Source organism: Erythrobacter sp. JB1-15 (assembly GCF_057365035.1).
In genome coordinates, this window is record NZ_CP200295.1 from 3,180,936 (window position 1) to 3,202,681 (window position 21,746).

The window sequence follows — 21,746 nt, forward strand, 5'->3', positions numbered from 1 at the left end:
GAGACCAAGGGGTTTTGTCGAACCCCTTGGTCTCCCTTTTATCCGATTATTCGCCCTTGGCGGCTTTTGCGGCTTTGACCTCGGCATTGATTGGCGCGGTCACTTCGACGCTGCCGCCGGCTTTTTCGACCGCAGCAATGGCGCCCTTGGTTGCGCCTGCAACGATGAATTTCGCCTTGGCTGAAATCTCACCCTTGCCGAGCAAGCGAACACCATCTTTGCCGCCGCGAACAAGGCCGCATTCACGAAGAGCTTCTTCGGTGATGTCTTTTTTGCCATCGAGCTTTTTCGCATCAATCCATTTCTGGACCATGCCGATATTCACTTCAGCGAAATCCTTGCCGAAGGGGTTGTTGAACCCGCGCTTTGGCAGGCGCATGTGAAGCGGCATCTGGCCGCCTTCAAAGCCTTTGATAGCGACACCAGAACGGGACTTCTGACCCTTCTGACCGCGCGCGGCAGTTTTGCCTTTGCCAGAGCCAATGCCCCGGCCCACGCGCATACGGCCCTTACGGGCACCTTCATTGTCACGGATATCTGTAAGTTTCATAGGTTGCACTCGCTTTCGCTTTCCAGGCCCCTTCACAGGGGTTCGCGCTTGATAAAAGGAGCATATTGCTCCGATGGAAGCGCGCGCCTAGCGGGCGATCACGCATAATGCAAGCGGCATACGGCCTTTTGCGAGCGCCGCCTCAGATAAACTGAGCATCTGGCAGTATCCCTTTTTCGGGAAACCACAGCTTGCCTTCAAACGGTTGGTTGAGCATCGCAACTCTCAAAGCGGGATTAAAGATCACCGACCACGCCGACAGGAACGATGATGTCCGGCAAAGCCACGCGCAACGCGACAGCATCAGACAATTCAGGATCGCATCACGTGCCACCGCCTGATTGCCGCTCTGAAGGTCATTGATGTGAACCGGTTTGGTGCCCGTGCTACGGATGGAATCATCAAGCGATGTGACCGGTAATCCCGCCACTCCTGCATGCGCAGAATCGACAAATCGCGCATCATCGCTCGCAACAAAGATATTCTGAACGCCGTCCTGCGTCTCCGCATATCGCGCCACTCGATCAAGGACATCATCTACGGCCTGCTGCGGGGCTTCGGCATGTTTGTCAGTGCCGCGAAAGTGAATTGCAAGCGTACCCTGTCCGACCCCATGCGCGCTGGCGAACGCTGCGACCTCTGCTTCAATATGGGCGCGGATACCGAAATGGCGACGGAACAGATCGTGCGCGGCTTTGATGTCGAGCGACTTGTAGCTTTTCTGCGGGATCGCCGATTTGTGAGTTATCCGAACGGCTCCGGCCAAGGTCTCTGGTGGAGGTCCGACCGAATGGCCTTGGGTAAAGTACCGCGAAAACCAGTCCGCATCGTCACCGGGGTCGCGGTAGTTTTCCGAGATGAGCGCAACGCGCAAACGCTTTGCCTCACTGTCTGCAAGATCGGCAAGCATCAGGCACACATTAAGCTGGGCGAATAATCCTTCTTTTGGATTGTCATATTCAACCGCAAAGATCTCGGAGCTTCTGTCCTTCAACGCGGTCAATATCGGCCGATGGGTTTGCCGACGCGTGCGTTCGCGCCCAAAAGGCCGAATCGAAAACATCCGCTGAAATTAACCCGAAGCCGAGCCAATCCCAACGGATGCCAACGATTTATCCAGCTTCATAAAAGCTGATGAAAGGTTTAGTCCACGACCTCAACCAGATGCGGGATTTTCGCGATTGCGCCGCGCACCTCTGGGGTGTCCTGACGTGTCACGACCTTGTGCATCTTGTTAAGCCCAAGACCGATGAGGATCTTGCGCTGGCTTTCGGGACGACGGATCGGCGAACCGATCTGTTTGATTTTTACGGTAGCCATCGTGTCTTACTCCACAAGCGCTGCGGCGTCGGCTTCTGCCTCGGCCTTGTCTGCGCCGCCGCGGCCCAACAGGTCAGCGACTTTCTTGCCCCGGCGCTGAGCCACCGACTTCGGCGAAGTCTGCGCGGTCAAAGCGTCGAATGTGGCGCGGATCATGTTATACGGGTTGGACGAACCGACCGATTTGGTCACCACGTCTGCAACGCCCAGGCTTTCAAACACAGCACGCATCGGACCACCGGCGATGATACCAGTACCCGGAGGCGCGGTGCGCACGGTCACTTTACCAGCGCCGAAACGGCCATTGGCATCGTGATGCAATGTGCGGCCCTCTTTCAGGGCAACGCGGATCATTTTCTTGCGAGCCGCAGCGGTCGCCTTGGTGATAGCCTCAGGCACTTCGCGTGCCTTACCCTTGCCAAAGCCAACGCGGCCTTGCCCGTCGCCAACAACGACCAGAGCGGCAAAACCAAAGCGCTTACCGCCTTTGACCGTTTTGGAGACGCGGTTGATGTGGACCAGCTTTTCGATGATGCCATCATCTTCTTCCTCGCGGCGGCCGCGATTGCCATCACGGCCTCCGCGACCACGTCCGCGCCCGCCGCCATCACGATTGCCGCCACGACCGCGGTTCCCGCCGCGGCCCTGTTGCTGGCCGCCAGCTTGCTCAGCTGGAGCCGCTTCTGGTGCGGGCGCTGCTTCTGCTGCAGGCGCTGCTTCGGGAGCAGGTGCTGCTTCAGGAGTTGCAGTTTCAGCGGGTGCTGCTGTTTCTTCGGTGTTTTTCTCGTCAGCCATCATCAGAACTCCAGCCCGCCTTCGCGGGCGGCATCGGCCAGCGCTTTCACGCGGCCATGAAACAGGAACCCGCCGCGATCAAACACGACAGTCGTAACGCCGGCCTTCTTGGCAGCAGCAGCGATGTCTTTGCCAACTTGCACTGCGGCATCCATATTCGCGCCGGACGATTTACCGCCCAAAGTGGACGCAGCAGCCACGGTCTTGCCCTCGGCATCGTTGATGACCTGAGCGTAGATGTGGCGGCCGGTGCGGTGGACCGACAAACGCGGTTTATCACCCGCGCGCGCCCGAAGCGCTGTGCGCACACGCCTGCGGCGACGTTCAAAAAGAGAAAGCTTTGCCATCTTACTTCTTCTTCCCTTCCTTGCGGAAGACATACTCACCGCGATATTTGATACCCTTGCCCTTGTAAGGCTCAGGCTTACGCCATTCGCGGATCTCGGCGGCAAACTGACCAACGGCCTGTTTGTCGATGCCGGAAATTTCAACGGTGGTCTGATCAGGTGTCTTCACCTCAAGACCTTCGGGCACAGTCAGATCAACATCGTGGCTGTAACCGAGCTCAAGCTTGAGCGTCTTGCCTTGCGCTTTGGCACGGTAACCAACGCCGGAGATTTCGAGCGTCTTCGAAAAGCCCTCGGTCACCCCTTCAACCAGATTTGACACCAGCGTGCGCTGCATGCCCCAAAAGGAACGCGCTTGCTTGCTGTCATTGGCCGGCTTGACCTGGATCTCATCGCCTTCGACTTTATAATCGATCAGGTCAGACAGCCCCAAGGTCAAAGTGCCCTTGGGCCCTTTCACGCTCAGCGTGCCATTGTCGATCGAAGCGGTAACACCGCCCGGGATCGCAACAGCTTTCTTACCAATGCGGCTCATCAGAATACCTCCGCGAGCACTTCGCCGCCGACCTTGTTTTCGCGCGCTTCGTTGTCCGAAAGAACACCGCGCGGGGTCGAGACGATGGTGATGCCAAGGCCGTTGCGCACAGTCGGCAGTTCTTTCGAACCCGAATAGACGCGGCGGCCCGGCTTGGAAACGCGAGCGACATGCTTGATCGCAGGCTCGCCTTCGAAATATTTCAGCTCAATCCGCAAGGCTGGGTGCTTGCCGCTCTCATCTTCGGAATAGCCACGGATGTAGCCTTCGCGAGTGAGCACTTCGAGCACATTTGCACGCAGCTTGGACGCAGGGGAGAGGACGGAGTCCTTTTTTGCCTGCTGGCCGTTGCGGATGCGGGTGAGCATATCACCCAGAGGATCGGTCATAGCCATATCTTAATTCCTCACCAGCTCGACTTGGTCAGGCCTGGGATCAGACCTTTGTTGCCGAGATCGCGCAATTCAATCCGGTTGATGCCGAACTTGCGGTAATAGCCGCGCGGGCGGCCGGTGGTGGCGCAGCGATTGCGCACGCGGGTCGGGTTTGCATTGCGCGGCAGTTCAGCCATTTTGAGGCGCGCCATCAAACGCTCGGCCTCATCCAGCGATTTGTCATTGGCAATCGCTTTCAGCTTCTCATACTTCGCTGCATATTGCTTAACGAGCTTCTTGCGGCGCTCGTTTTTGTTAATCGAACTCAGTTTCGCCATGGACTTAAGCTCTCTTCTCTTGAGTTGTCTTCATCATCATTGCTCGCAAGGCCGCCATCAGGCTGCCTGCTTCTCCTCATCATGCATGCCCTGGAACGGGAAGCCGAATTGCAGGAGAAGCTCGCGGGCTTCTTCGTCGGTTTGGGCGGTGGTGGTCACAATAATGTCCATCCCGCGCACCTTGTCGATCTGGTCATAGCTGATCTCAGGGAACACGATCTGTTCCTTCAGACCCATTGCATAATTGCCGCGCCCATCGAACGATTTGGGGTTGAGCCCGCGAAAATCGCGAATGCGGGGCATGGCAACAGTGATCAGACGATCCATGAATTCAAACATACGATCACGGCGCAGGGTCACCTTGCAACCGATCGGCATGCCTTCGCGCAGCTTGAACTGAGCAATGGATTTCTTCGCCTTCGTGATCACGGGCTTTTGGCCAGCAATCAAAGCCATTTCAGCAGCAGCCGTCGCGACCTTTTTCTTGTCCTGGCTCGCTTCGCCCACACCCATGTTAAGGGTCACTTTTTCAAGCTTGGGCACTTGGAGCCGGTTGGTGTAACCGAATTTCTCGGTCATCGCCTTGACGATTTGGTCCTCATATTTGGACTTCATCCGGGGTGTGTAATCAGCCATCGATCGTTTCCCCGCTTTTCACAGCGACGCGCACTTTCTTGCCGTCTTTTTCTTCAATCCGCACACGTGTGGGCTTGCCATCCTTGGGATCAGCGAGCGCAACCTTTGACATGTGCATCGGCGCCGGAAAACGGTCGATACCGCTTTGCGGGTTTGCCTGGCTCGGCTTGCGGTGACGCGTTGCGACATTGATGCCTTCAACGATCAGCTTGCCATCCTTCGGCATGATCTGCTGGACAGTGCCGGTGCGGCCCTTATCCTTGCCGGACAGCACAACAACGCTGTCCCCTTTTTTAATCTTGGCAGCCATTGTCAGAGCACCTCCGGCGCAAGCGAAATGATCTTCATAAAGCCGCGGCCGCGCAGTTCGCGGACCACTGGGCCAAAGATACGTGTGCCGATCGGCTCTTCGCTTTTGTTCACAAGAACCGCAGCGTTGCTGTCAAAACGAATAACGCTGCCATCTGAGCGGCGAACGTCTTTCTTTGTGCGCACGATCACCGCGCGGTGAACGTCGCCTTTTTTGACTTTAGCGCGCGGTTGAGCCTCTTTCACAGAGACCACGATCACGTCGCCCACGGAGGCAAACCGGCGCTTTGACCCGCCCAGCACTTTAATGCACTGGACGCGCTTTGCGCCGCTATTGTCCGCGACGTCGAGATTGGATTGCATCTGGATCATGGATCCGTCTTCCTTCTCTTGGCTTGCTGAGACACCCGATACCGTCCGGGGCCCAGCAGTTCCTGATTACGTCTTACTCAGCGCCGGTCGGCGTTGCTTCTGCAACGTCCAGATCGGCTTCGATTGCCTGCACTCCGCCGGCCACGACACGGTCTTTCACGGCCCATGTCTTGGTTTTGGAGATCGGCTTTGTTTCTTCGATCCGAACGACATCACCCAAGGTGTATTCGTTCTTCTCGTCATGCGCGTGATACTTTTTCGAGCGGCGGATGATTTTCCCATAAAGCGGGTGTTTCACTTTGCGCTCGACATTCACGGTTACGGTTTTGTCGGTTTTGTCGGATGTGACAGTCCCGATGAGAATACGTTTCGGCATTGTCTACTCCTTACGCCCCAGTTGCTTTTGCCGCTGCGCTGGCAGCGCGCTCGTTCTGGAGCGTTTTGATCTGAGCGATGTTCCGGCGAACCTGTTTGATCCGGGCAACGCCTTCCAACTGGTTGGTCGCAGCCTGAAACCGCAGATTGTATTGCTCACGCTTGAGCTCAGTCAGCTCAATCGCGAGCTGATCGTCTGTCTTGGTGCGAAGATCGGCGATATCAGCCATTATTTGCCTCCTCCAAGATGCGAAGTGTCACCCAGACGGGCCACAACTTTGGTTTTGATGGGAAGTTTCATCGCCGCACGCTCAAAAGCGAGCGCAGCCAGCGGACCATCGACACCGTCGAGTTCAAACAGGATACGCCCTGGCTTCACGCGCGCTGCCCAGTATTCGACCGAGCCTTTGCCTTTACCCTGACGAACTTCGGCAGGCTTTTTGGACACAGGCACGTCGGGGAAGACGCGGATCCACAAACGACCCTGACGGCGCATAGCGCGAGTGATTGCCCGGCGAGCGGCTTCGATCTGACGCGCGGTCAAACGATCGGGTTCCATGGCTTTCAGGCCATACGAGCCAAAGTTCAAAGTCGTCCCGCCTTTGGCGTCGCCTTTGATCCGGCCTTTAAAAGCCTTGCGATATTTGGTTTTCTTCGGTTGCAGCATGTTCTGTCTCTCTTAGCGAGCCCCCTCAGCGAGCGGGGCGAACGCCCGAAGTTTGCGATTCCATCATCAAACGATCTTGCGCCGTCGGATCATGGCCCAGGATCTCACCTTTGAAGACCCATACCTTGATACCGATGATGCCATAAGCGGTCAGCGCTTCGGCTTCGGCGTAGTCGATATTTGCGCGCAGAGTGTGCAGCGGCACACGGCCTTCGCGGTATTGTTCAACGCGAGCGATCTCAGCGCCGCCAAGACGGCCGCCGCACACGATCTTGATGCCTTCAGCACCCAGACGCATCGCGGATTGCATCGCGCGTTTCATCGCCCGGCGGAAAGCCACGCGGCGGATCAGCTGATCAGCGATCCCTTGCGCAACAAGCTTCGCATCCACTTCGGGTTTGCGAATTTCGACGATGTTCAGCTTCACTTCGCTCGATGTCATGGTCGACAATTTGGCGCGCAGCTTTTCAATGTCTGCACCCTTCTTGCCGATAATCACACCGGGACGAGCCGCATAGATCGACACCCGGCACAATTTGGCCGGACGCTCAATCACAACTTTCGAAATCGCTGCCTGGGGCAGGTTTTTCGTGATGTAATTGCGGATCTTGATGTCTTCTTCGAGAAGCCCTGCATAGTCACGCCCTTCAGCGTACCAGCGGCTATCCCATGTGCGGTTGATCTGAAGACGCAGACCAATTGGATTACTCTTCTGACCCATCTTATGCGTCCTCTTCGTCGTGTTCGCGAACGACAATCCGCAGCTTGCTGAAAGGCTTCAGAATGCGGGTCGATTTTCCGCGGCCGCGCGTGTGAAAGCGCTTCATCGTGATCGATTTGCCAACCGAAGCTTCGGCAACAACCAGAGCATCGACATCCAGATCGTGATTGTTTTCAGCATTGGCGATGGCAGAGGCGAGAACTTTGCTCGCATCGCGCGCCATGGCCTTTTTCGAAAACGAGAGGATGTTCAACGCCTCTTCGGCCTTCTTGCCGCGAATGAGCTGCGCCACAAGGTTCAGCTTTTGTGCTGACCCGCGAATTTGCGTGCCAACCGCCAGAGCCTCATTATCCGCAACGCGGCGTGGAGATTTTTCCTTGCCCATCAGCGCTTGCCCTTCTTGTCAGCCGCATGACCCGGGAAAGTGCGCGTTGGCGAAAATTCGCCAAGCTTATGGCCAACCATCTCTTCCGACACGGACACAGGAATAAACTTGTGGCCGTTATAGACATTGAACGTAAGCCCAACGAATTGCGGGAGAATGGTTGAACGCCGCGACCAGGTCTTGATCGGCTTGGTGTTGTTTGCGTCTTGTGCCTCTTCGGCCTTCTTGAGAAGGCTGAGTTCGACAAACGGACCTTTCCAGACGGAACGTGCCATCGTGCCTTACCTCTTCTTCTTAGCGTGGCGCGAACGGATGATCATTTTGTCCGTCTGCTTGTTCTTGCGAGTGCGAGCGCCCTTCGTGGGCTTGCCCCATGGCGTAACCGGATGCCGGCCACCAGAAGTCCGCCCTTCACCACCACCATGCGGGTGATCGACAGGGTTTTTGGCAACACCGCGAGTCAGCGGGCGGCGGCCCTTCCAGCGAGTGCGGCCAGCTTTACCAAAGTTCTGGTTCTGGTTGTCAGGGTTAGACACCGCACCAACCGTGCCCATGCAATCAGAGCGAAGGTAACGCTGCTCGCCTGAGTTGAGGCGCACAATCACCATCCCGCGATCACGGCCAACCAGTTGAACGTAAGCGCCAGCGCTGCGAGCGATTTGACCGCCCTTGCCCGGCTTCATTTCAACATTGTGGCAGATCGTGCCAACCGGCATCTGACCCAAAAGCATGGCATTGCCAGGCTTCGTATCGGTTTTCTCACCAGCAACCACTGTGTCGCCAACAGCCAGACGCTGCGGGCAGATGATGTAGGCCAGCTCGCCGTCTTCATACTTCAGCAAAGCGATGAAAGCCGTGCGGTTGGGGTCGTATTCGATCCGTTCAACCGTTGCGGGCACATCCCACTTGCGACGTTTGAAGTCGATGAAGCGGTATTTCTGCTTGTGACCGCCAGCAATGCCGCGCGATGTCACGTGACCTTTGTTGTTGCGGCCACCCGTTTTGCGCTTGCCCTCGGTTAGCGACTTAACCGGGCCGCCTTTGTGAAGGCCCGATTTGTCGACCAGGATCAGGCCGCGCCGCGCAGGGCTTGTCGGTTTATAATTCTTGAGTGCCATCAGCCTACGCCCTCAGTGATGTCGATCATTTCGCCCTCAGCGAGCGTCACAATCGCTTTTTTGAAGTCCGAGCGCTTATAAGGCTTGCCCCGCCAGCGCTTCGTTTTGCCCTTGGTGACAATCGTGTTCACCTTGGTGACTTTTTTGTCGTAGATCGCCTCAACCGCCTCTTTGATCTGCGGTTTCGTCGCATCATTGGCGACTTTGAAAACAACTGCGTTGCTTTCGGACGCCATGGTCGATTTTTCAGTGATGTGGGGCGCGAGGATCACGTCGTAGTGCTTCGCAGCCACTTCGGTCTTTTTAGCCATTGAAACGCGCCTCCAGCTTGGCAACCGCGTCTTTGGTCAAAACCAAAGTGTCGTGGTTGAGGATGTCGTAGACGTTCGCGCCAGCAGCTGGCATCACATTGACACCAATCAGGTTGCCAGCAGCACGGCTGAAACCATCGTCCACGCTTTCGCCGTCGATCACCAACACCTTGCCATTCAGACCGCCTTTATCGAGCTGGCCTTTCAACGCTTTGGTTTTGGCGTCTTTCAGCTCGAGGCTGTCGACAACCACAAGACCGTCTTTCGCTTTGCTGGAGAGGGCCATCTTCAGGCCCAAAGCGCGGATTTTCTTGTTGAGCGATTGCTCAAAATCACGCTTGCGAGCGCCATGCGCTTTACCGCCGCCGATAAAGATCGGAGCAGAACGCGCACCGTGACGAGCGCCGCCTGAACCCTTTTGCGCGCCAAACTTTTTACCCGTGCGGGCAACGTCGGAACGTTCCCGTGTCGGGCGGGCCGTCGCGCGGCGATTTTCGAGCTGCCATGTGACAACCCGGTGCAGGATATCAGCGCGCGGCTCAACACCGAACACAGCATCGCTGAGCTCGATATCGCCGGACGCTTTCCCGTCGATTTTCTGGACCTTCACCTTCATGGCTTAGTCTTCCTTCTTCTCTTCTGCGGCCGGAGCATCAGCTTCCGGAGCAGGAGTGTCAGCAGCCGCTTCCACTGCGGTTTCTTCAACCGGAGTTTCCTGAGCAGGCTCGTCATTGGCAGGCGTGCCGGTTTCGACAATCGCACCCGGGAACGGAGCACCTTCAGGCGCAGGCAATTTGATCGCGTCGCGAACGAGCAGCCAGCCATTCTTTGCACCAGGGACAGAACCCTTGATGAAAAGAAGACCGCGATCCGCATCAGTGCGAACCACTTCGAGGTTCATCTGCGTGCGCTGGCGATCACCCATGTGACCGGCCATCTTCTTGCCTTTGAACACGCGCCCCGGATCCTGACGGTTACCCGTGGACCCGTGCGAGCGGTGAGAGATCGAAACGCCGTGCGTCGCGCGAAGACCGCCAAAGCCCCAACGCTTCATGGCGCCGGCAAAGCCTTTACCCTGCGTGTGCCCGGTGATGTCGACTTTTTGCCCAGCGATGAAGTGGTCAGCGCTGATGAGCGAGCCAACCGGCATCAAGCCATCTTCGCCTTCGACCCTGAATTCCGCCACGCGCTTTTTGAGGCCGACGCCGGCTTTCCCAAAATGCTCTCGCTGCGGCTTTGCCACGTTTTTCTGTTTTGCTTCGCCTGCACCAAGCTGAACGGCAAAGTAGCCATCCGTATCTTCGGTGCGGTGCGAGACAACCTGGCAATCTTCCAATGCCAGAACGGTAACCGGCACATGCCGTCCGTCCTCTTGGAAGAGGCGGGTCATCCCTACCTTTTTCGCGATCACGCCAGTGCGCATCGTCTTTACTCCTTACAGAGGCACCCAAGGGACCATCCCAAAGGTGCGTATTTGCCTTGCGGCCAACCCAAATTTTTATGCTGCTCGCCCCGTCCGGGCTGATGCTCGTACAGCCAGATGGCCATTTGAGCGAGACGGGAGACGCAGCCCGGCACAAAACCGGCGGTATCTCTATGTCGCGATCCCAGCCAAAGCTGGGATCAAAGGCCGTTTAGCGTCTGACCTAGACGAACGAGACCCCTGCATCGCGAGAGCCTCAAAAAACAGGCTTAGGCCAGTTTGATCTCAACGTTCACGCCAGCGGCCAGATCAAGCTTCATCAGCGCATCGACCGTCTGGGCGTTTGGCTGAACAATGTCCAGCAAACGTTTGTATGTGCGCACCTCGAACTGCTCACGCGACTTCTTGTCGATGTGCGGGCCGCGGTTCACGGTGAACTTCTCAATCCGCGTCGGCATAGGAATGGGGCCACGAATAAGAGCACCCGTGCGACGCGCCGTTTCTGCAATCTCGCCAGTTGCCTGATCAAGAACGCGGTGGTCGAACGCCTTAAGGCGAATCCGGATATTCTGTGCTTCCATTACCTATTACCAATGCGAAAGAGCCAAAGGCAGGTTGCCCCACCTCAAAAACAAAAGGCCGGCCCCGTATCAGTTACCGTCAACGGGCGGCCTTAGAAAATTGCGTGTGAGAGAACGAATCCTCTTACCTGAGGCGCGCGTATACGTTTGGCTCAGGATTCTGGCAACCCCAAAACGCCCGCAATTTTCGCGCAAATCTCAAGCGGCCCACAAGACCGCAGAAAGCGGCAAAACAGGCCTCACATAAAAAGGGGCCCGGCGCTCATATAAGCGCCGAGCCCCTTTGAAATTCTCGCCTCAAAAGAGGCAATCACTTACTTCGTGATTTTGGCAACCACGCCCGAACCCACGGTCCGGCCGCCTTCGCGGATAGCGAAGCGCAGGCCTTCATCCATGGCGATCGGTGCGATCAACTTAACGTCGATGGTCACGTTGTCGCCCGGCATCACCATTTCGGTGCCTTCAGGAAGGATCACTTCGCCGGTGACGTCGGTGGTGCGGAAGTAGAATTGCGGACGGTAGTTCGCAAAGAACGGCGTATGACGGCCACCCTCGTCTTTCGACAGAACATAAACTTCTGCCGAAAACTCGGTGTGCGGGCTAACCGAACCAGGCTTACAAAGAACCTGACCACGCTCAACATCTTCACGGCCAACACCGCGGATCAGCGCGCCGATATTGTCGCCAGCCTCGCCCGAATCGAGCAGCTTGCGGAACATTTCAACGCCGGTCACAGTCGTTTTGGTGGTGTCTTTGATGCCAACGATTTCAACTTCGTCGCCAACGTTCACAACGCCCGTCTCAACACGGCCGGTGACAACCGTACCGCGGCCAGAGATTGAGAACACGTCCTCAATCGGCATCAGGAAGTCCTGATCGACCGGACGGTCGGGCTGCGGGATGTAGCTGTCGACAGCTTCCATAAGAGCTTTGATCGAGTTTTCACCGATTTCAGGATCGCGGCCTTCGAGCGCGGCGAGAGCCGAACCTTTAACGATAGGAATATCGTCGCCGTCAAAACCATATTCGCTGAGCAGTTCGCGAACTTCGAGTTCGACCAGCTCAAGGATTTCCTCATCGTCAACTTGATCGACTTTGTTCATGTAGACAACCAGCTGCGGCACGCCGACCTGACGGGCAAGCAGGATGTGCTCACGCGTTTGGGGCATTGGGCCGTCAGCAGCATTCACCACCAGAATTGCGCCGTCCATTTGTGCAGCGCCAGTGATCATGTTTTTCACATAGTCAGCGTGGCCGGGGCAATCGACGTGTGCGTAGTGGCGCGCATCAGTTTCGTACTCAACGTGAGCGGTCGAGATGGTGATCCCGCGCTCGCGCTCTTCAGGCGCTTTGTCGATGTTGCCGAAATCAACGGCTGCGCCCTGAACCTTGGTGATAGCCGCGGTCAACGTGGTCTTGCCGTGGTCAACGTGACCGATGGTGCCGATGTTGCAGTGCGGCTTGTTCCGCTCAAACTTTTCCTTAGCCATTTCTCATCTATACCTTTTCGTGCTGAATTTCATTTTTTGCGGGAGAAAGGGCGGCCCCGCTGAATCAGGCGCCGCACCTAGCCTTGCTTGCGCGCTTACGCAAGCTTCTCCTTAACCTCTTGTGCAACAGTCGCCGGCACTTCCTCGTAATGAGAGAACTGCATCGTGTATTGCGCGCGCCCTTGGGTGAAGGAACGCAGCTCGTTCACATAGCCGAACATGTTGGCAAGCGGCACGGTTGCTTCAACTGCCTGAGCATTTCCGCGGCTGTCAGTGCCCTGGATTTGCCCGCGGCGGCTGTTGAGATCGCCGATCACGTCGCCGAGATAATCCTCAGGAGTCACAACTTCAACCTTCATCACCGGTTCAAGCAATTTGATCCCGCCGCGATCAGCAGCTTCGCGCATGGCGCCCTTGCCGCAGATCTCAAACGCCACGGTGGACGAATCGACATCGTGATATGCACCATCGGTGACGTGGATCGTGAAGTCGATGATCGGGAAGCCGATGAGATGGCCGCTATCGGCCTGCTCGCGAATACCCTTTTCGAGGCTGGGGATGTAATCACGCGGGATGTTGCCGCCTTTGATGCTTTCTTCAAAGACAACGCCCTGCCCGCGCTCACCCGGTGAGAAGGTCGCTTTGGCACGCGCAAACTGGCCCGTACCGCCCGACTGTTTCTTGTGAGTGTAATCGACCTCGATCTCGCGACCGAGCGATTCCCGATACGCCACTTGCGGCGCACCAACATTCGCTTCGACCTTGAATTCGCGTTTCATGCGGTCAACCAGAATGTCGAGGTGAAGCTCGCCCATTCCTTTGATGATGGTCTGGCCGCTTTCGTGGTCAGTTGTGACACGGAAGCTTGGATCCTCTGCTGCAAGACGATTGAGCGCAACGCCCATCTTTTCCTGGTCAGCTTTGGTTTTCGGCTCCACGGAAAGCTCGATAACAGGATCGGGGAATTCCATCCGCTCCAAAACGATCGGTGCGGACGGATCGCACAACGTGTCGCCCGTGGTGGTGGCTTTCATCCCGGCGAGCGCGACGATATCGCCAGCCCATGCCTCTTCAATGTCCTTACGGTCATTGGAGTGCATTTCGAGAATACGCCCGATCTTTTCCTTCTTGTCCTTCACCGAGTTCAGGACAGTGCCTTTCGCCAAGTGCCCCGAATAGATGCGGGTAAAGGTGAGCGAACCAACAAACGGATCGTTCATGACTTTAAAGGCAAGCGCAGAGAACGGAACGTCATCGCTTGATGCGCGCTCGTCTTCATCTTCGCTGTCAGGCTTGACGCCCTTAATCGCTTCCACATCGAGCGGGCTCGGCATGTAATCGACAACCGCATCGAGTAGAGGCTGAACGCCTTTGTTCTTAAACGCAGAGCCACAAAGCACCGGCACAAAGCTTTGGTTGAGAGTGCCTTTGCGGATAAGCTTTTTGAGGGTTGGCCCATCAGGCTCCTGCCCTTCGAGATAGGCCTCCATGACATCATCGTCCTGCTCCACAGCAAGCTCGATCAGCTTCTCACGGTATTCAGCCGCTTCATCCGCCATGTCAGCAGGAATATCGCCATAGACGTATTCCGCACCCAGATCCTCTTTCTCCCAAGTGATCGAACGCTGATTGACGAGGTCAACCAGGCCAATCAGGCTAGATTCAATGCCGATAGGAAGATACAAGACAGCAGGGGTTGCGCCGAGGCGCTCGACAATCGAGTTCACGCAATATTTAAAGTCAGCGCCGGTGCGATCCAATTTGTTAATGAAGCACATCCGAGGGACTTTATACTTGTCGGCTTGGCGCCAAACCGTCTCAGATTGCGGTTCAACACCTGCAACGCCATCAAAACATGCGACCGCGCCGTCGAGCACTCGCAGGGATCTTTCAACTTCAATGGTGAAGTCGACGTGGCCTGGGGTGTCGATGATGTTGATGCGGTGTTCGGGAGTTTTGCGCAATTCTTTCGGATCGCTTTTCGGATCCATTGTCGCATCTTCCGGGTTCCAGAAACACGTTGTCGCCGCGGAAGTGATTGTAATTCCACGCTCTTGTTCCTGCTCCATCCAATCCATCGTCGCCGCGCCATCATGCACTTCGCCGATTTTGTAGGACTTTCCGGTGTAATAAAGGATGCGCTCGGTCGTTGTCGTCTTACCGGCGTCGATATGCGCCATAATGCCGATATTGCGATAGCGCTCCAGCGGATATTCGCGAGCCATATGCCTGTTCCTTAAAGAGTTTCTGCGGGGCCAACCTCAAACGGTTCGCGCCTCATATAGTTGCAAATGTGACAAGCGGAAGTCCAACACCCCCGCCCGTCCACATTTCTTACCAGCGATAATGCGAGAACGCGCGGTTGGCATCAGCCATCCGGTGAGTGTCCTCACGCTTTTTCACCGCATTGCCGCGGTTGTTGGCGGCATCCATCAGCTCACCCGACAGGCGCGCCGACATAGTCGTCTCCGGACGACCGCGCGCCGCCGAAATCAGCCAGCGAATTGCCAAAGCCTGCGCCCGCTCCGGACGCACCTCAACCGGCACCTGATAGGTTGCACCGCCCACCCGGCGCGAGCGAACCTCAACCTGCGGCGAGACATTGCTCAGCGCATCGTGGAACAATTGCACCGGATCCGCTTTCGCTTTGGTCTCAACGGTATCAAGCGCTGAGTACACAATGCCTTCTGCGACGGCCTTTTTGCCATCCAGCATCAGGTTGTTCATGAATTTCGACAGAACCTGATCTCCAAACTTGGGATCAGGCAGGATTTCCCGCTTAGGCGGCTGACGACGACGTGACATACTTTCTTACTCCTTCGGAGTTTGCGGTGCCGGCCCACTCCCCCACCCGGCCACCCAATGACTTTACCCTGTTTGGGTGGTCGGGTGGGGGAGTGGGCTGGTGCCGCAAGGGTCGGACGGATGTCCGGCCCGCACCCACAAATGACTCAATTATTTCGGCCGCTTGGCACCATACTTCGAGCGCGATTGCTTGCGATCCTTGACCCCTTGCGTATCGAGCACACCGCGCAGCACGTGGTAACGCACACCGGGAAGGTCGCGCACACGCCCGCCGCGGATCAGCACAACTGAGTGCTCCTGCAGGTTATGCCCTTCGCCCGGAATGTAGGAGATCACCTCACGCTGGTTGGTGAGACGCACCTTGGCGACCTTGCGAAGCGCCGAGTTCGGCTTTTTCGGGGTCGTCGTATAGACGCGGGTGCAAACGCCGCGCTTTTGCGGGTTGGCTTCCATCGCAGGGACTTTGGACTTAGCCTTCTGCGGAGTGCGGCCCTTGCGGACCAGCTGGTTGATCGTTGGCATTATATACCCTTCGTGTGTTTGGCGACACCAGACCAAGATGAAGGGAAGCAGATCGTGCAAACCGCGCCATGCGCCGCGTCTGTCGCGGGCTGGAAGTCTGTCACGAGCCTGAAACGCTCCACCCGGGACCAAAGCGCCGGATTACTTTGCCGACCATCTGCCACAGAGATGAATTAGGTCGCCAATGTTCAGCTTATTACCAAAGCAGGACTCGGAACGAGCACCGCCTGAATGGCGCGCAACTAGGGGGAATGCCCGAAGAGGTCAAGAGGAAGACAACGCTAAGCAATCTCTGACTCGGTGAGGCCGACAAAGCCAGCTAGAATTTGCCACCTTTCTTTTATGCTCGAAGCGTCATTTGTACCTTGTTGATTGAGCCGATCGTACTCCAAAAGCTCGAACAACGATTCAGTATAGTTTTCTTCTGCGAGAATTCGGTTTTCAGCCAGGGCCTCTCTGAAATCGAGCAACTTCCGTCGATTCACAAGTTCAAGTTCGTCGTGCAGCGATGCATACCTGAACAGCAAGTAGTATACGATTATCGTACCTTGCGCCTGCAAAAGATCATCGCGGACGGAAAATGCATCAGCCATTTTGTCGAGAACGTGAAACACCCTCTCTTTAACGGCGTCTACAAACTCGTTTGGCCCGTCGTGATACTCTCGCGCTAACGCATCAAGGTAAACCTTTTTAGTATCGATAAGACGCTTGTTCTCTTCAACGTTATGCTCGGTAAGCAGCATTCTTGCCGCTACCTCACGATGTTGGTAGCGATTGTTGGCAAACTTTACGCTTCGAGTAAAAAACCTGTGCTCCGCTACAGCTCTGATCGCAGCAACCATCTCACCCCCAATGGCGTTGCGTTTTTCTGCTGCGTTGAGCGGAACAGCTTCGTTCAGACGAGAAAACATATCCTCAATCAGTTCGATGGCCTCACCCTCGATGCTGACTGTAACAATTGGCAGATTGAATGAATCAAACTTTATTCGAATTTTCGGATATTGTCGCGCGATATCTTGGTATGATAAGCCCGCGAGGCGAATGTCGAGATCCCTCTGATACTCGAAATCATCGGAGAGAGTAAATTCATCCTCCATAAACGACCAGATCGTTTCGAGCCTCTGCCTACCGTCGATGACTGAGTATCTGAAACCTGTCTCAGAAACCTGCCGGTTTGAAAACTGATGAAAGTAGATTTTCGGAATATCGTAGTCGTTGAGAATAGAGTCGATCAAAAGTCGTTTCTTTTCTTTAGTCCAGACCCCCCCATTCTTTGATAATCGGGATCTAACTGAATTTCATCTCGTTCAGCATGTAAGAGCATGATTGTGCTGTTCTTTAATTGGGCGGTCTCGACATATGCCATCACATGGATTCCTTGATTAGACGGCCAACACTAGCAAGTTCAGGAAACATACTAAATCTGTTGATTCCAAGCAGCCTTAACTCGGTTAAGATTTTTGGAGCCGATGCCGCTGGGATCCGAACTTTCTTAACGTGGCTACCGTCACCGACCTCTTCTATCGCTACCTGATTGTTGTGATGAACTGTGAATGTTCCCAGTTGAGCCTGAATCCTCGCGTTGTTTCTGGTCGCGATTGTAGCAACTGGAAAAAGCTCCAACCTTCTATTTCCGCGCACGCTAGCAGGCGCATATCCTTGGAGAACGTCATCCTCAAACGACGGAACGTAGTTCTCTTCATCAGGGTCAACTATATTGGCGTTTCTGTTTAGGTCACTAGGAGTTAATCGCCAAAGAGCAGCGTCCTTCTCGCCTTCACTCTCTTCAACCGCAAAATACAAGCCTACTAACGGGCTCTCCGACCAATCAAGAAGCCTTGTCGGAACTCCGTAATGCTGCATAACGAAAAGCCAATCAAAGTCAGTTTTTGGCTCAAGTTCGGTCAACATTGCCGCACTCTGTTTAAAACGCGACATAAGGGTTGATTCTGATGTCGCTTGATCTTGGCGATAATAGCCTGGAGTCAGCGTCCAATCTGCGTCTGAGTGGCCACGATACCAATGCACAGCAGTCCCGCTCAGCCCTTCCTCAGCTCTAAACTCAAGAAAATCGCTTATCGACCCTATTTCGACTTCTTCCAATTTTATTCTCTCAAGTTTTCACATAAATTTAATCCATTTTCCATTACTTTATCATTCGGATTTATGCGAGTGTTCTCAGCGCTTTTTCACAAGAATTCTCTATTCGCGCCTCACTGCAACTAGCGCGAACTCTAACTCAACCAATATTATTTGTCGGCGCAATCCGCAGCTACGTCGCTCTCTTGGAATGGAACAGCACGCAGCCGCCGCAAGGGCGGAAGCGAAGTCAAAGCCGCAGCTGGCCAAAGGCCACCTGCAAGGCCGTCCGCAGCGCCGAAGGCGCGAGGATTTCGCACCCCGGATGGGGTGCGGACAACAAAAACTCAAAACCCCTCCCCCGCGCCTACGCTCAACGCACTCTTCCCCCCTCCCGTTCACGGGAGGGGCAGTGAGACTTGGGCGCGTCAGCGGCCTAGTCGCAGCGGCCTAGTCGCAGCGGGGTGGGTTTGTTGGGTCGGTGCGTATTGACCAAACAGAAGCTCGGCTACGCCTCGCGCCCACCCCTAACCCCTCCCGTTCACGGGAGGGGGATAATGCGCGTCTTACCCTTCCCGCTTGGCGCATGGGTTCGGCCATGGATTGCCACGTCGCTGCGCTCCTCGCAATGACGGGTCATAAGCGTGGTGAGTGGGGAGAGGAGGAGTTTTTGTTTTGCGCTCGCCCATGCGGGCGAGCATCCTCGGTGCTGTTTCAAAGCCGGGCTTCGTCCGGCTTTGAGCACCTGCGGGCGCCCGGTCGGGCTTGCGGGCCTGCGGCCCGGACCATTCCCAGCCAGCGATAAGAGCGCCCAGAAGCTTGGTGCCAGCCATCGGCTTGGTCGCGGAGCACGGCGCGCAGCGCCGCAAGGGCGACCGCGCGCCCGGAGGGGTGGCGCCGAAGGCGTCGGGCCCCCGGAGGATAGCCAAGCGCGCGGATGCGCGCGCCGGCGCTTGAGGCCAAAACAAAAAACACCACCCTCCCCCCGCACCTACTCCCCCGCATCGCGCCCGTCCCCACACACCCCTCTCCCAAAAATTCCATTTTCCTACACGCGCAAAACCTGCTCAATGCCTTGGTCCTCAGCTTCAAGCCTAAAGGACATCCCCCATGCTTCATCAACGCCATGACCCGACAAAGCCGCTGCCGCCTGCGCCTCCCGGCTATGGCTCGCCCATGCTCAACCCCTACGGTCAGGGACCGCGGGACAAGCCTGCGCGCGATTGGCTGGCGCATTTGGAGGCGGGGCGCATTGGGACGCAGGTGCCGGCTGATCCAGAGGTGGTCGCCCGGCGGATGGCGAATGAGGCTGCGCTGCGCTGGGTTATGGCGCGGTGAGCAATCTTCCCGTCCGCGCCAATCCCGTCCCCACGCGCAAACTGGCGAGGCAAGCCACCAGCCGCGTCGCTTTTGAAAGCGATCCGCTTGCGCCCGATGATCCGCTGCTGGCCTTTGAGCCATACCTGCACAAAGCGCCGCGCTCCAATTCGATCACGCCGGATTTGCAGCGCACTTTCATCGCGCATCTGGCCGCGACCGGGGTTGTGACAAGCGCGGCCCGCAAAATCGGGCGGTCGATGGAGGCTTTGTACAAGCTCAAGCAAAAGCCCGGCGCGCAAGGCTTTGCCCGCGCGTGGGACCGGGCGGTGCAGATGGGGGTCGAGCGGCTGGAGGACACCGCTTTGGCGCGCGCGATTGAGGGGTCGGAGCGCAAGCTGTACCGCAATGGCGAGCTGGTGGGGACCGAGCGGTTCCACAATGAGGCTTTGGTGATGTTCTTCCTGCGCAACCGGCTGTCAGAGCGGTACTCACCCCAGGCGCATATTGCGCCGGGTCATCCGGTGTATGAACGCATCCGGCGCGAGATCGAGGAAGAGCAGCGGCGCGAGGCGAACGATCCGGCCGCGATCAAGGCCGTGCGCGACAGCATCGACCGCAAGATCGAGGCAGTGCGGCTGGAGATTGAACGGCGCAAACAGGCGGAAGAATAGGCAGGCGGTAGGTTAGGCAGGCGGAACGTTAGGATGCTTCTGGACCATCCCCGCGCAGCATCCCATACCAATACACATCGCACAGGCCGATATGGGTGACTTCATGCGCGCGCAAATGCGCCTCGCGGGTGAAGCCCAATTGCTCGATCAGGCGGATGGAGGCCGCGTTGCGCGTGTCGACTTCGGCGGTGAGCTTGCGCGCATTGGTGGCGCTCCACAAATGCTCGATGAGAGCGGCTGAGCATTCGCGCGCCACTCCCTCGCGCTGGCGGTCCAGCCGCACGATATAGCCGATTTCGAAGACGCCCCCGTGGGTTTCATCGGATCCAACCGAAGCCTCGGGCGCCGGCACCGCGACAAATCGGCCTGCTACATCCCCGCCTTCATCCACCGCAATCCAGCTGAGCCCCGGCCAATCGGGCGCGGCGAGCCAGTCCCACAATTTCTCAGGGCTCTCAAACGGAGGGTGCGAGAGATAGCGGCACTGCTCAGGGTCCGAAAGCGTCGGGTAAAGCGCGCCCTCATCCCCCCGCTGCAACGGGCGCATGGTAAAGCGCGGGGTGGTGAGGGTCGGGACGGCAGCCATCTGTCCCCTATCCACTGCCGCGCGCGCTACCGCAAGCCTGCTGCAATCCCACACAAACTGCGCGGTTCAAAGAGCCGCTATCATCAGCGGGCGCGTGCCCTTCCCCGCTGCCCGAATGGAATAGTTGATTGTTTGAATTTGGCAGAACCTTCTTAATTCTGAGATCAATTATGAGGTAATACAAATAAATTATTCTATTGCTTCATATCAGTTCTTCCATTATTCAATAAAGGTTGCAGAAATTCCAGTCATTGCGAGGGGCGCAGCCCCGCAGCAATCCAGAGCTGCCGCGCGCTTTGCTCTGGATTGCTTCGCTCCGCTCGCAATGACAGACCTCTATGTCTTCAATGAGCGGGAATGAGGCCAACGTGAACGCTGTAGAGAAGGGCCCGTGCGGTCACGATGCTGATTCCAGACAAATTGATTCATAAGTCCGGTTTTGCGCGACTCGTTGCAACGGTCAAATGAGGACTTTTGGGAGTGAAAGCGGACGCCTGATGTTCACCATCTACCCTCACTGGCTTTCCGATTGAAAGCCGCCAAAAACCCTAGACCGCCAAGCACAAATTCGATGGCAGCCTCGCGTAACGGTTGGATGGTCACAAAATCTAAGCCTTCAATCCAGACCCCGCCGAGCCTGCTCAATCCCACAGAAATGAAAACAATCGCAGCAATGAGGCTGCGCTGACTTAGGGACAAATGAATGTAACCGCCGAACAGCAGGACTAGGGCTATGCCAATCTCACCGCCGCCAATCATGGCGCGCATTGCTGTGCGTGCCGATGGTTCACCGAGGTCGATAGCGTAATATTGCAGAATTTCTGGCTGAATGAGAGTGACTAACCCTAGTACTAAAAAAATGCAGCCAGCAACGGAAGGATAGTGGCGGCTGATACCATTGCGGAAGCCGTTTGTCATAGAAACCGCCTTGTCTGGCGCTTGTAGTCCAAATACTCTTCACCGTATTGCTGCTCTAACCATGGTTCCTCGAAGATGGGAGCGAGCAAATACAAGATGGCCCAGAACGCCAATAATATCCAGACAAGCAGCGTGTTGGCGAGCAAGCCCCAGCCAATCATGCCAACCCATGTAGCAACGTAGACAGGATTACGGCTT

The 21,746-nt window shown here is 56.4% G+C and carries 32 protein-coding genes and 1 pseudogene; 2 read left to right on the forward strand and 31 right to left on the reverse strand.

The genetic code is table 11. The features are described 5' to 3' along the window. Positions 1–46 precede the first annotated feature (46 nt). The 28 genes and pseudogenes from rplO to AC0V6L_RS15450 all read right to left on the reverse strand — a co-directional run bounded on the left by rplO (position 47) and on the right by AC0V6L_RS15450 (position 18,077). Positions 47–550, reverse strand: a complete 504-nt coding sequence (rplO, locus tag AC0V6L_RS15315; RefSeq protein WP_486146798.1) for a 50S ribosomal protein L15 — start codon at positions 548–550, stop codon at positions 47–49. A gap of 142 nt (positions 551–692) precedes the next feature. Continuing rightward, positions 693–1,544, reverse strand: coding sequence for an O-fucosyltransferase family protein (locus AC0V6L_RS15320; protein ID WP_486155008.1), 852 nt, complete (start codon positions 1,542–1,544; stop codon positions 693–695). Positions 1,545–1,693: 149 nt separating this feature from the next. Continuing rightward, positions 1,694–1,870: a 50S ribosomal protein L30 gene (gene rpmD / locus AC0V6L_RS15325; RefSeq protein ID WP_486146802.1), complete on the reverse strand. Its 177-nt coding sequence runs from the start codon at positions 1,868–1,870 to the stop codon at positions 1,694–1,696. Between the two features lie 6 nt (positions 1,871–1,876). Beyond that, entirely contained in the window at positions 1,877–2,668 is a 792-nt protein-coding gene (gene rpsE, locus AC0V6L_RS15330) for a 30S ribosomal protein S5 (protein ID WP_486155009.1), read from the reverse strand. After that, the gene (gene rplR, locus AC0V6L_RS15335; protein ID WP_486146806.1) at positions 2,668–3,012 is read right to left on the reverse strand and encodes a 50S ribosomal protein L18; all 345 of its coding nucleotides are present in this window, start codon (positions 3,010–3,012) and stop codon (positions 2,668–2,670) included. The genes rpsE and rplR overlap by 1 nt, the downstream gene beginning before the upstream one ends. A gap of 1 nt (position 3,013) precedes the next feature. Further along, positions 3,014–3,547: a 50S ribosomal protein L6 gene (rplF, locus tag AC0V6L_RS15340; RefSeq protein WP_486155010.1), complete on the reverse strand. Its 534-nt coding sequence runs from the start codon at positions 3,545–3,547 to the stop codon at positions 3,014–3,016. Next, positions 3,547–3,942, reverse strand: coding sequence for a 30S ribosomal protein S8 (gene rpsH, locus AC0V6L_RS15345; protein WP_486146810.1), 396 nt, complete (start codon positions 3,940–3,942; stop codon positions 3,547–3,549). Before rpsH ends, rplF begins: the two co-directional genes overlap by 1 nt. An 11-nt stretch (positions 3,943–3,953) precedes the next feature. Continuing rightward, a complete protein-coding gene (rpsN, locus tag AC0V6L_RS15350; RefSeq protein WP_486155011.1) occupies positions 3,954–4,259 on the reverse strand; it encodes a 30S ribosomal protein S14 in 306 nt (101 codons plus the stop codon). 57 nt (positions 4,260–4,316) lie between these two features. Next, positions 4,317–4,895: a 50S ribosomal protein L5 gene (gene rplE / locus AC0V6L_RS15355; protein WP_486146814.1), complete on the reverse strand. Its 579-nt coding sequence runs from the start codon at positions 4,893–4,895 to the stop codon at positions 4,317–4,319. Beyond that, a complete protein-coding gene (gene rplX, locus AC0V6L_RS15360) occupies positions 4,888–5,205 on the reverse strand; it encodes a 50S ribosomal protein L24 (protein ID WP_486146816.1) in 318 nt (105 codons plus the stop codon). The genes rplE and rplX overlap by 8 nt, the downstream gene beginning before the upstream one ends. Positions 5,206–5,207: 2 nt before the next feature. After that, entirely contained in the window at positions 5,208–5,576 is a 369-nt protein-coding gene (rplN, locus tag AC0V6L_RS15365; protein ID WP_142788596.1) for a 50S ribosomal protein L14, read from the reverse strand. A gap of 73 nt (positions 5,577–5,649) precedes the next feature. After that, on the reverse strand, positions 5,650–5,952 hold the full coding sequence (rpsQ, locus tag AC0V6L_RS15370) for a 30S ribosomal protein S17 (protein ID WP_486146819.1): 303 nt from the start codon (positions 5,950–5,952) through the stop codon (positions 5,650–5,652). 10 nt (positions 5,953–5,962) lie between these two features. Continuing rightward, positions 5,963–6,181 (reverse strand): 50S ribosomal protein L29, encoded by a 219-nt coding sequence (rpmC, locus tag AC0V6L_RS15375; protein ID WP_486146821.1) that lies wholly within the window; start codon positions 6,179–6,181, stop codon positions 5,963–5,965. Next, positions 6,181–6,618, reverse strand: a complete 438-nt coding sequence (rplP, locus tag AC0V6L_RS15380; protein WP_486146823.1) for a 50S ribosomal protein L16 — start codon at positions 6,616–6,618, stop codon at positions 6,181–6,183. Before rplP ends, rpmC begins: the two co-directional genes overlap by 1 nt. A gap of 25 nt (positions 6,619–6,643) precedes the next feature. Further along, complete coding sequence (gene rpsC, locus AC0V6L_RS15385; RefSeq protein WP_486146825.1) at positions 6,644–7,339, reverse strand: 30S ribosomal protein S3; 696 nt, start codon at positions 7,337–7,339, stop codon at positions 6,644–6,646. Position 7,340: 1 nt separating this feature from the next. Then, on the reverse strand, positions 7,341–7,724 hold the full coding sequence (gene rplV / locus AC0V6L_RS15390) for a 50S ribosomal protein L22 (RefSeq protein ID WP_486155012.1): 384 nt from the start codon (positions 7,722–7,724) through the stop codon (positions 7,341–7,343). Further along, positions 7,724–7,999, reverse strand: coding sequence for a 30S ribosomal protein S19 (rpsS, locus tag AC0V6L_RS15395; RefSeq protein WP_486146829.1), 276 nt, complete (start codon positions 7,997–7,999; stop codon positions 7,724–7,726). The genes rplV and rpsS overlap by 1 nt, the downstream gene beginning before the upstream one ends. A 6-nt stretch (positions 8,000–8,005) precedes the next feature. Next, positions 8,006–8,842, reverse strand: a complete 837-nt coding sequence (gene rplB / locus AC0V6L_RS15400) for a 50S ribosomal protein L2 (RefSeq protein WP_486146831.1) — start codon at positions 8,840–8,842, stop codon at positions 8,006–8,008. Next, positions 8,842–9,153 (reverse strand): 50S ribosomal protein L23, encoded by a 312-nt coding sequence (locus AC0V6L_RS15405; protein WP_486146833.1) that lies wholly within the window; start codon positions 9,151–9,153, stop codon positions 8,842–8,844. Before AC0V6L_RS15405 ends, rplB begins: the two co-directional genes overlap by 1 nt. Beyond that, positions 9,146–9,769: a 50S ribosomal protein L4 gene (gene rplD, locus AC0V6L_RS15410; RefSeq protein ID WP_486155013.1), complete on the reverse strand. Its 624-nt coding sequence runs from the start codon at positions 9,767–9,769 to the stop codon at positions 9,146–9,148. The genes AC0V6L_RS15405 and rplD overlap by 8 nt, the downstream gene beginning before the upstream one ends. Positions 9,770–9,772: 3 nt before the next feature. Then, entirely contained in the window at positions 9,773–10,576 is an 804-nt protein-coding gene (rplC, locus tag AC0V6L_RS15415) for a 50S ribosomal protein L3 (RefSeq protein ID WP_486155014.1), read from the reverse strand. 269 nt (positions 10,577–10,845) lie between these two features. Then, positions 10,846–11,157: a 30S ribosomal protein S10 gene (rpsJ, locus tag AC0V6L_RS15420; protein WP_061924928.1), complete on the reverse strand. Its 312-nt coding sequence runs from the start codon at positions 11,155–11,157 to the stop codon at positions 10,846–10,848. 314 nt (positions 11,158–11,471) lie between these two features. Then, positions 11,472–12,647, reverse strand: coding sequence for an elongation factor Tu (gene tuf, locus AC0V6L_RS15425; protein ID WP_486146842.1), 1,176 nt, complete (start codon positions 12,645–12,647; stop codon positions 11,472–11,474). Positions 12,648–12,742: 95 nt separating this feature from the next. Beyond that, positions 12,743–14,872: an elongation factor G gene (gene fusA, locus AC0V6L_RS15430; protein WP_486146844.1), complete on the reverse strand. Its 2,130-nt coding sequence runs from the start codon at positions 14,870–14,872 to the stop codon at positions 12,743–12,745. Between the two features lie 109 nt (positions 14,873–14,981). Then, positions 14,982–15,452 (reverse strand): 30S ribosomal protein S7, encoded by a 471-nt coding sequence (rpsG, locus tag AC0V6L_RS15435; protein ID WP_486146846.1) that lies wholly within the window; start codon positions 15,450–15,452, stop codon positions 14,982–14,984. A 150-nt stretch (positions 15,453–15,602) separates the two neighbouring features. Then, positions 15,603–15,974 (reverse strand): 30S ribosomal protein S12, encoded by a 372-nt coding sequence (gene rpsL, locus AC0V6L_RS15440; protein ID WP_067108793.1) that lies wholly within the window; start codon positions 15,972–15,974, stop codon positions 15,603–15,605. 281 nt (positions 15,975–16,255) lie between these two features. Next, positions 16,256–17,224, reverse strand: a pseudogene (locus AC0V6L_RS15445) (DUF262 domain-containing protein); the annotation flags it as partial. 115 nt (positions 17,225–17,339) lie between these two features. Further along, complete coding sequence (locus AC0V6L_RS15450; protein WP_486155015.1) at positions 17,340–18,077, reverse strand: FRG domain-containing protein; 738 nt, start codon at positions 18,075–18,077, stop codon at positions 17,340–17,342. 1,086 nt (positions 18,078–19,163) lie between these two features. Here AC0V6L_RS15450 and AC0V6L_RS15455 point away from each other — a divergent pair. Together AC0V6L_RS15455 and AC0V6L_RS15460 are read left to right on the forward strand one after the other, a co-directional pair. Then, positions 19,164–19,391, forward strand: coding sequence for a hypothetical protein (locus AC0V6L_RS15455; protein WP_486146852.1), 228 nt, complete (start codon positions 19,164–19,166; stop codon positions 19,389–19,391). Further along, positions 19,388–20,044 carry a hypothetical protein gene (locus tag AC0V6L_RS15460; RefSeq protein ID WP_486155016.1) on the forward strand — a complete coding sequence of 219 codons (657 nt, stop codon included), beginning with the start codon at positions 19,388–19,390 and terminating at the stop codon, positions 20,042–20,044. Before AC0V6L_RS15455 ends, AC0V6L_RS15460 begins: the two co-directional genes overlap by 4 nt. Before the next feature lie 28 nt (positions 20,045–20,072). Here the strand turns inward: AC0V6L_RS15460 and AC0V6L_RS15465 are convergent, their stop codons facing one another. The 3 genes from AC0V6L_RS15465 to AC0V6L_RS15475 all read right to left on the reverse strand — a co-directional run. Next, entirely contained in the window at positions 20,073–20,630 is a 558-nt protein-coding gene (locus tag AC0V6L_RS15465; RefSeq protein ID WP_486155017.1) for a GNAT family N-acetyltransferase, read from the reverse strand. Between the two features lie 501 nt (positions 20,631–21,131). Continuing rightward, complete coding sequence (locus tag AC0V6L_RS15470; protein WP_486155018.1) at positions 21,132–21,548, reverse strand: DUF4345 family protein; 417 nt, start codon at positions 21,546–21,548, stop codon at positions 21,132–21,134. Beyond that, a partial coding sequence (locus AC0V6L_RS15475; protein ID WP_486155019.1) for a methyltransferase family protein occupies positions 21,545–21,746 on the reverse strand: 202 nt, incomplete at its 5' end. The genes AC0V6L_RS15475 and AC0V6L_RS15470, both read right to left, overlap by 4 nt.

Bases quoted from the DNA above. Each gene is read 5' to 3' on its own strand.
- rpsC (WP_486146825.1), bottom strand. From the start codon at position 7,339: ATGGGTCAGAAGAGTAATCCAATTGGTCTGCGTCTTCAGATCAACCGC.
- rplC (WP_486155014.1), bottom strand. From the start codon at position 10,576: ATGCGCACTGGCGTGATCGCGAAAAAGGTAGGGATGACCCGCCTCTTC.
- rplN (WP_142788596.1), bottom strand. From the start codon at position 5,576: ATGATCCAGATGCAATCCAATCTCGACGTCGCGGACAATAGCGGCGCA.
- AC0V6L_RS15465 (WP_486155017.1), bottom strand. From the start codon at position 20,630: ATGGCTGCCGTCCCGACCCTCACCACCCCGCGCTTTACCATGCGCCCG.
- rplV (WP_486155012.1), bottom strand. From the start codon at position 7,724: ATGGGCAAGGAAAAATCTCCACGCCGCGTTGCGGATAATGAGGCTCTG.
- rpsJ (WP_061924928.1), bottom strand. From the start codon at position 11,157: ATGGAAGCACAGAATATCCGGATTCGCCTTAAGGCGTTCGACCACCGC.
- rpsN (WP_486155011.1), bottom strand. From the start codon at position 4,259: ATGGCGAAACTGAGTTCGATTAACAAAAACGAGCGCCGCAAGAAGCTC.
- AC0V6L_RS15405 (WP_486146833.1), bottom strand. From the start codon at position 9,153: ATGGCTAAAAAGACCGAAGTGGCTGCGAAGCACTACGACGTGATCCTC.
- rplF (WP_486155010.1), bottom strand. From the start codon at position 3,547: ATGAGCCGCATTGGTAAGAAAGCTGTTGCGATCCCGGGCGGTGTTACC.
- rplD (WP_486155013.1), bottom strand. From the start codon at position 9,769: ATGAAGGTGAAGGTCCAGAAAATCGACGGGAAAGCGTCCGGCGATATC.
- rpsG (WP_486146846.1), bottom strand. From the start codon at position 15,452: ATGTCACGTCGTCGTCAGCCGCCTAAGCGGGAAATCCTGCCTGATCCC.
- rplP (WP_486146823.1), bottom strand. From the start codon at position 6,618: ATGCTGCAACCGAAGAAAACCAAATATCGCAAGGCTTTTAAAGGCCGG.
- rplX (WP_486146816.1), bottom strand. From the start codon at position 5,205: ATGGCTGCCAAGATTAAAAAAGGGGACAGCGTTGTTGTGCTGTCCGGC.
- AC0V6L_RS15455 (WP_486146852.1), top strand. From the start codon at position 19,164: ATGCTTCATCAACGCCATGACCCGACAAAGCCGCTGCCGCCTGCGCCT.
- rplB (WP_486146831.1), bottom strand. From the start codon at position 8,842: ATGGCACTCAAGAATTATAAACCGACAAGCCCTGCGCGGCGCGGCCTG.
- tuf (WP_486146842.1), bottom strand. From the start codon at position 12,647: ATGGCTAAGGAAAAGTTTGAGCGGAACAAGCCGCACTGCAACATCGGC.
- rplO (WP_486146798.1), bottom strand. From the start codon at position 550: ATGAAACTTACAGATATCCGTGACAATGAAGGTGCCCGTAAGGGCCGT.
- rpsS (WP_486146829.1), bottom strand. From the start codon at position 7,999: ATGGCACGTTCCGTCTGGAAAGGTCCGTTTGTCGAACTCAGCCTTCTC.
- AC0V6L_RS15470 (WP_486155018.1), bottom strand. From the start codon at position 21,548: ATGACAAACGGCTTCCGCAATGGTATCAGCCGCCACTATCCTTCCGTT.
- rplE (WP_486146814.1), bottom strand. From the start codon at position 4,895: ATGGCTGATTACACACCCCGGATGAAGTCCAAATATGAGGACCAAATC.
- rpsE (WP_486155009.1), bottom strand. From the start codon at position 2,668: ATGATGGCTGACGAGAAAAACACCGAAGAAACAGCAGCACCCGCTGAA.
- rpmD (WP_486146802.1), bottom strand. From the start codon at position 1,870: ATGGCTACCGTAAAAATCAAACAGATCGGTTCGCCGATCCGTCGTCCC.
- rplR (WP_486146806.1), bottom strand. From the start codon at position 3,012: ATGGCAAAGCTTTCTCTTTTTGAACGTCGCCGCAGGCGTGTGCGCACA.
- rpsH (WP_486146810.1), bottom strand. From the start codon at position 3,942: ATGGCTATGACCGATCCTCTGGGTGATATGCTCACCCGCATCCGCAAC.
- fusA (WP_486146844.1), bottom strand. From the start codon at position 14,872: ATGGCTCGCGAATATCCGCTGGAGCGCTATCGCAATATCGGCATTATG.
- rpmC (WP_486146821.1), bottom strand. From the start codon at position 6,181: ATGGCTGATATCGCCGATCTTCGCACCAAGACAGACGATCAGCTCGCG.
- rpsQ (WP_486146819.1), bottom strand. From the start codon at position 5,952: ATGCCGAAACGTATTCTCATCGGGACTGTCACATCCGACAAAACCGAC.
- rpsL (WP_067108793.1), bottom strand. From the start codon at position 15,974: ATGCCAACGATCAACCAGCTGGTCCGCAAGGGCCGCACTCCGCAGAAG.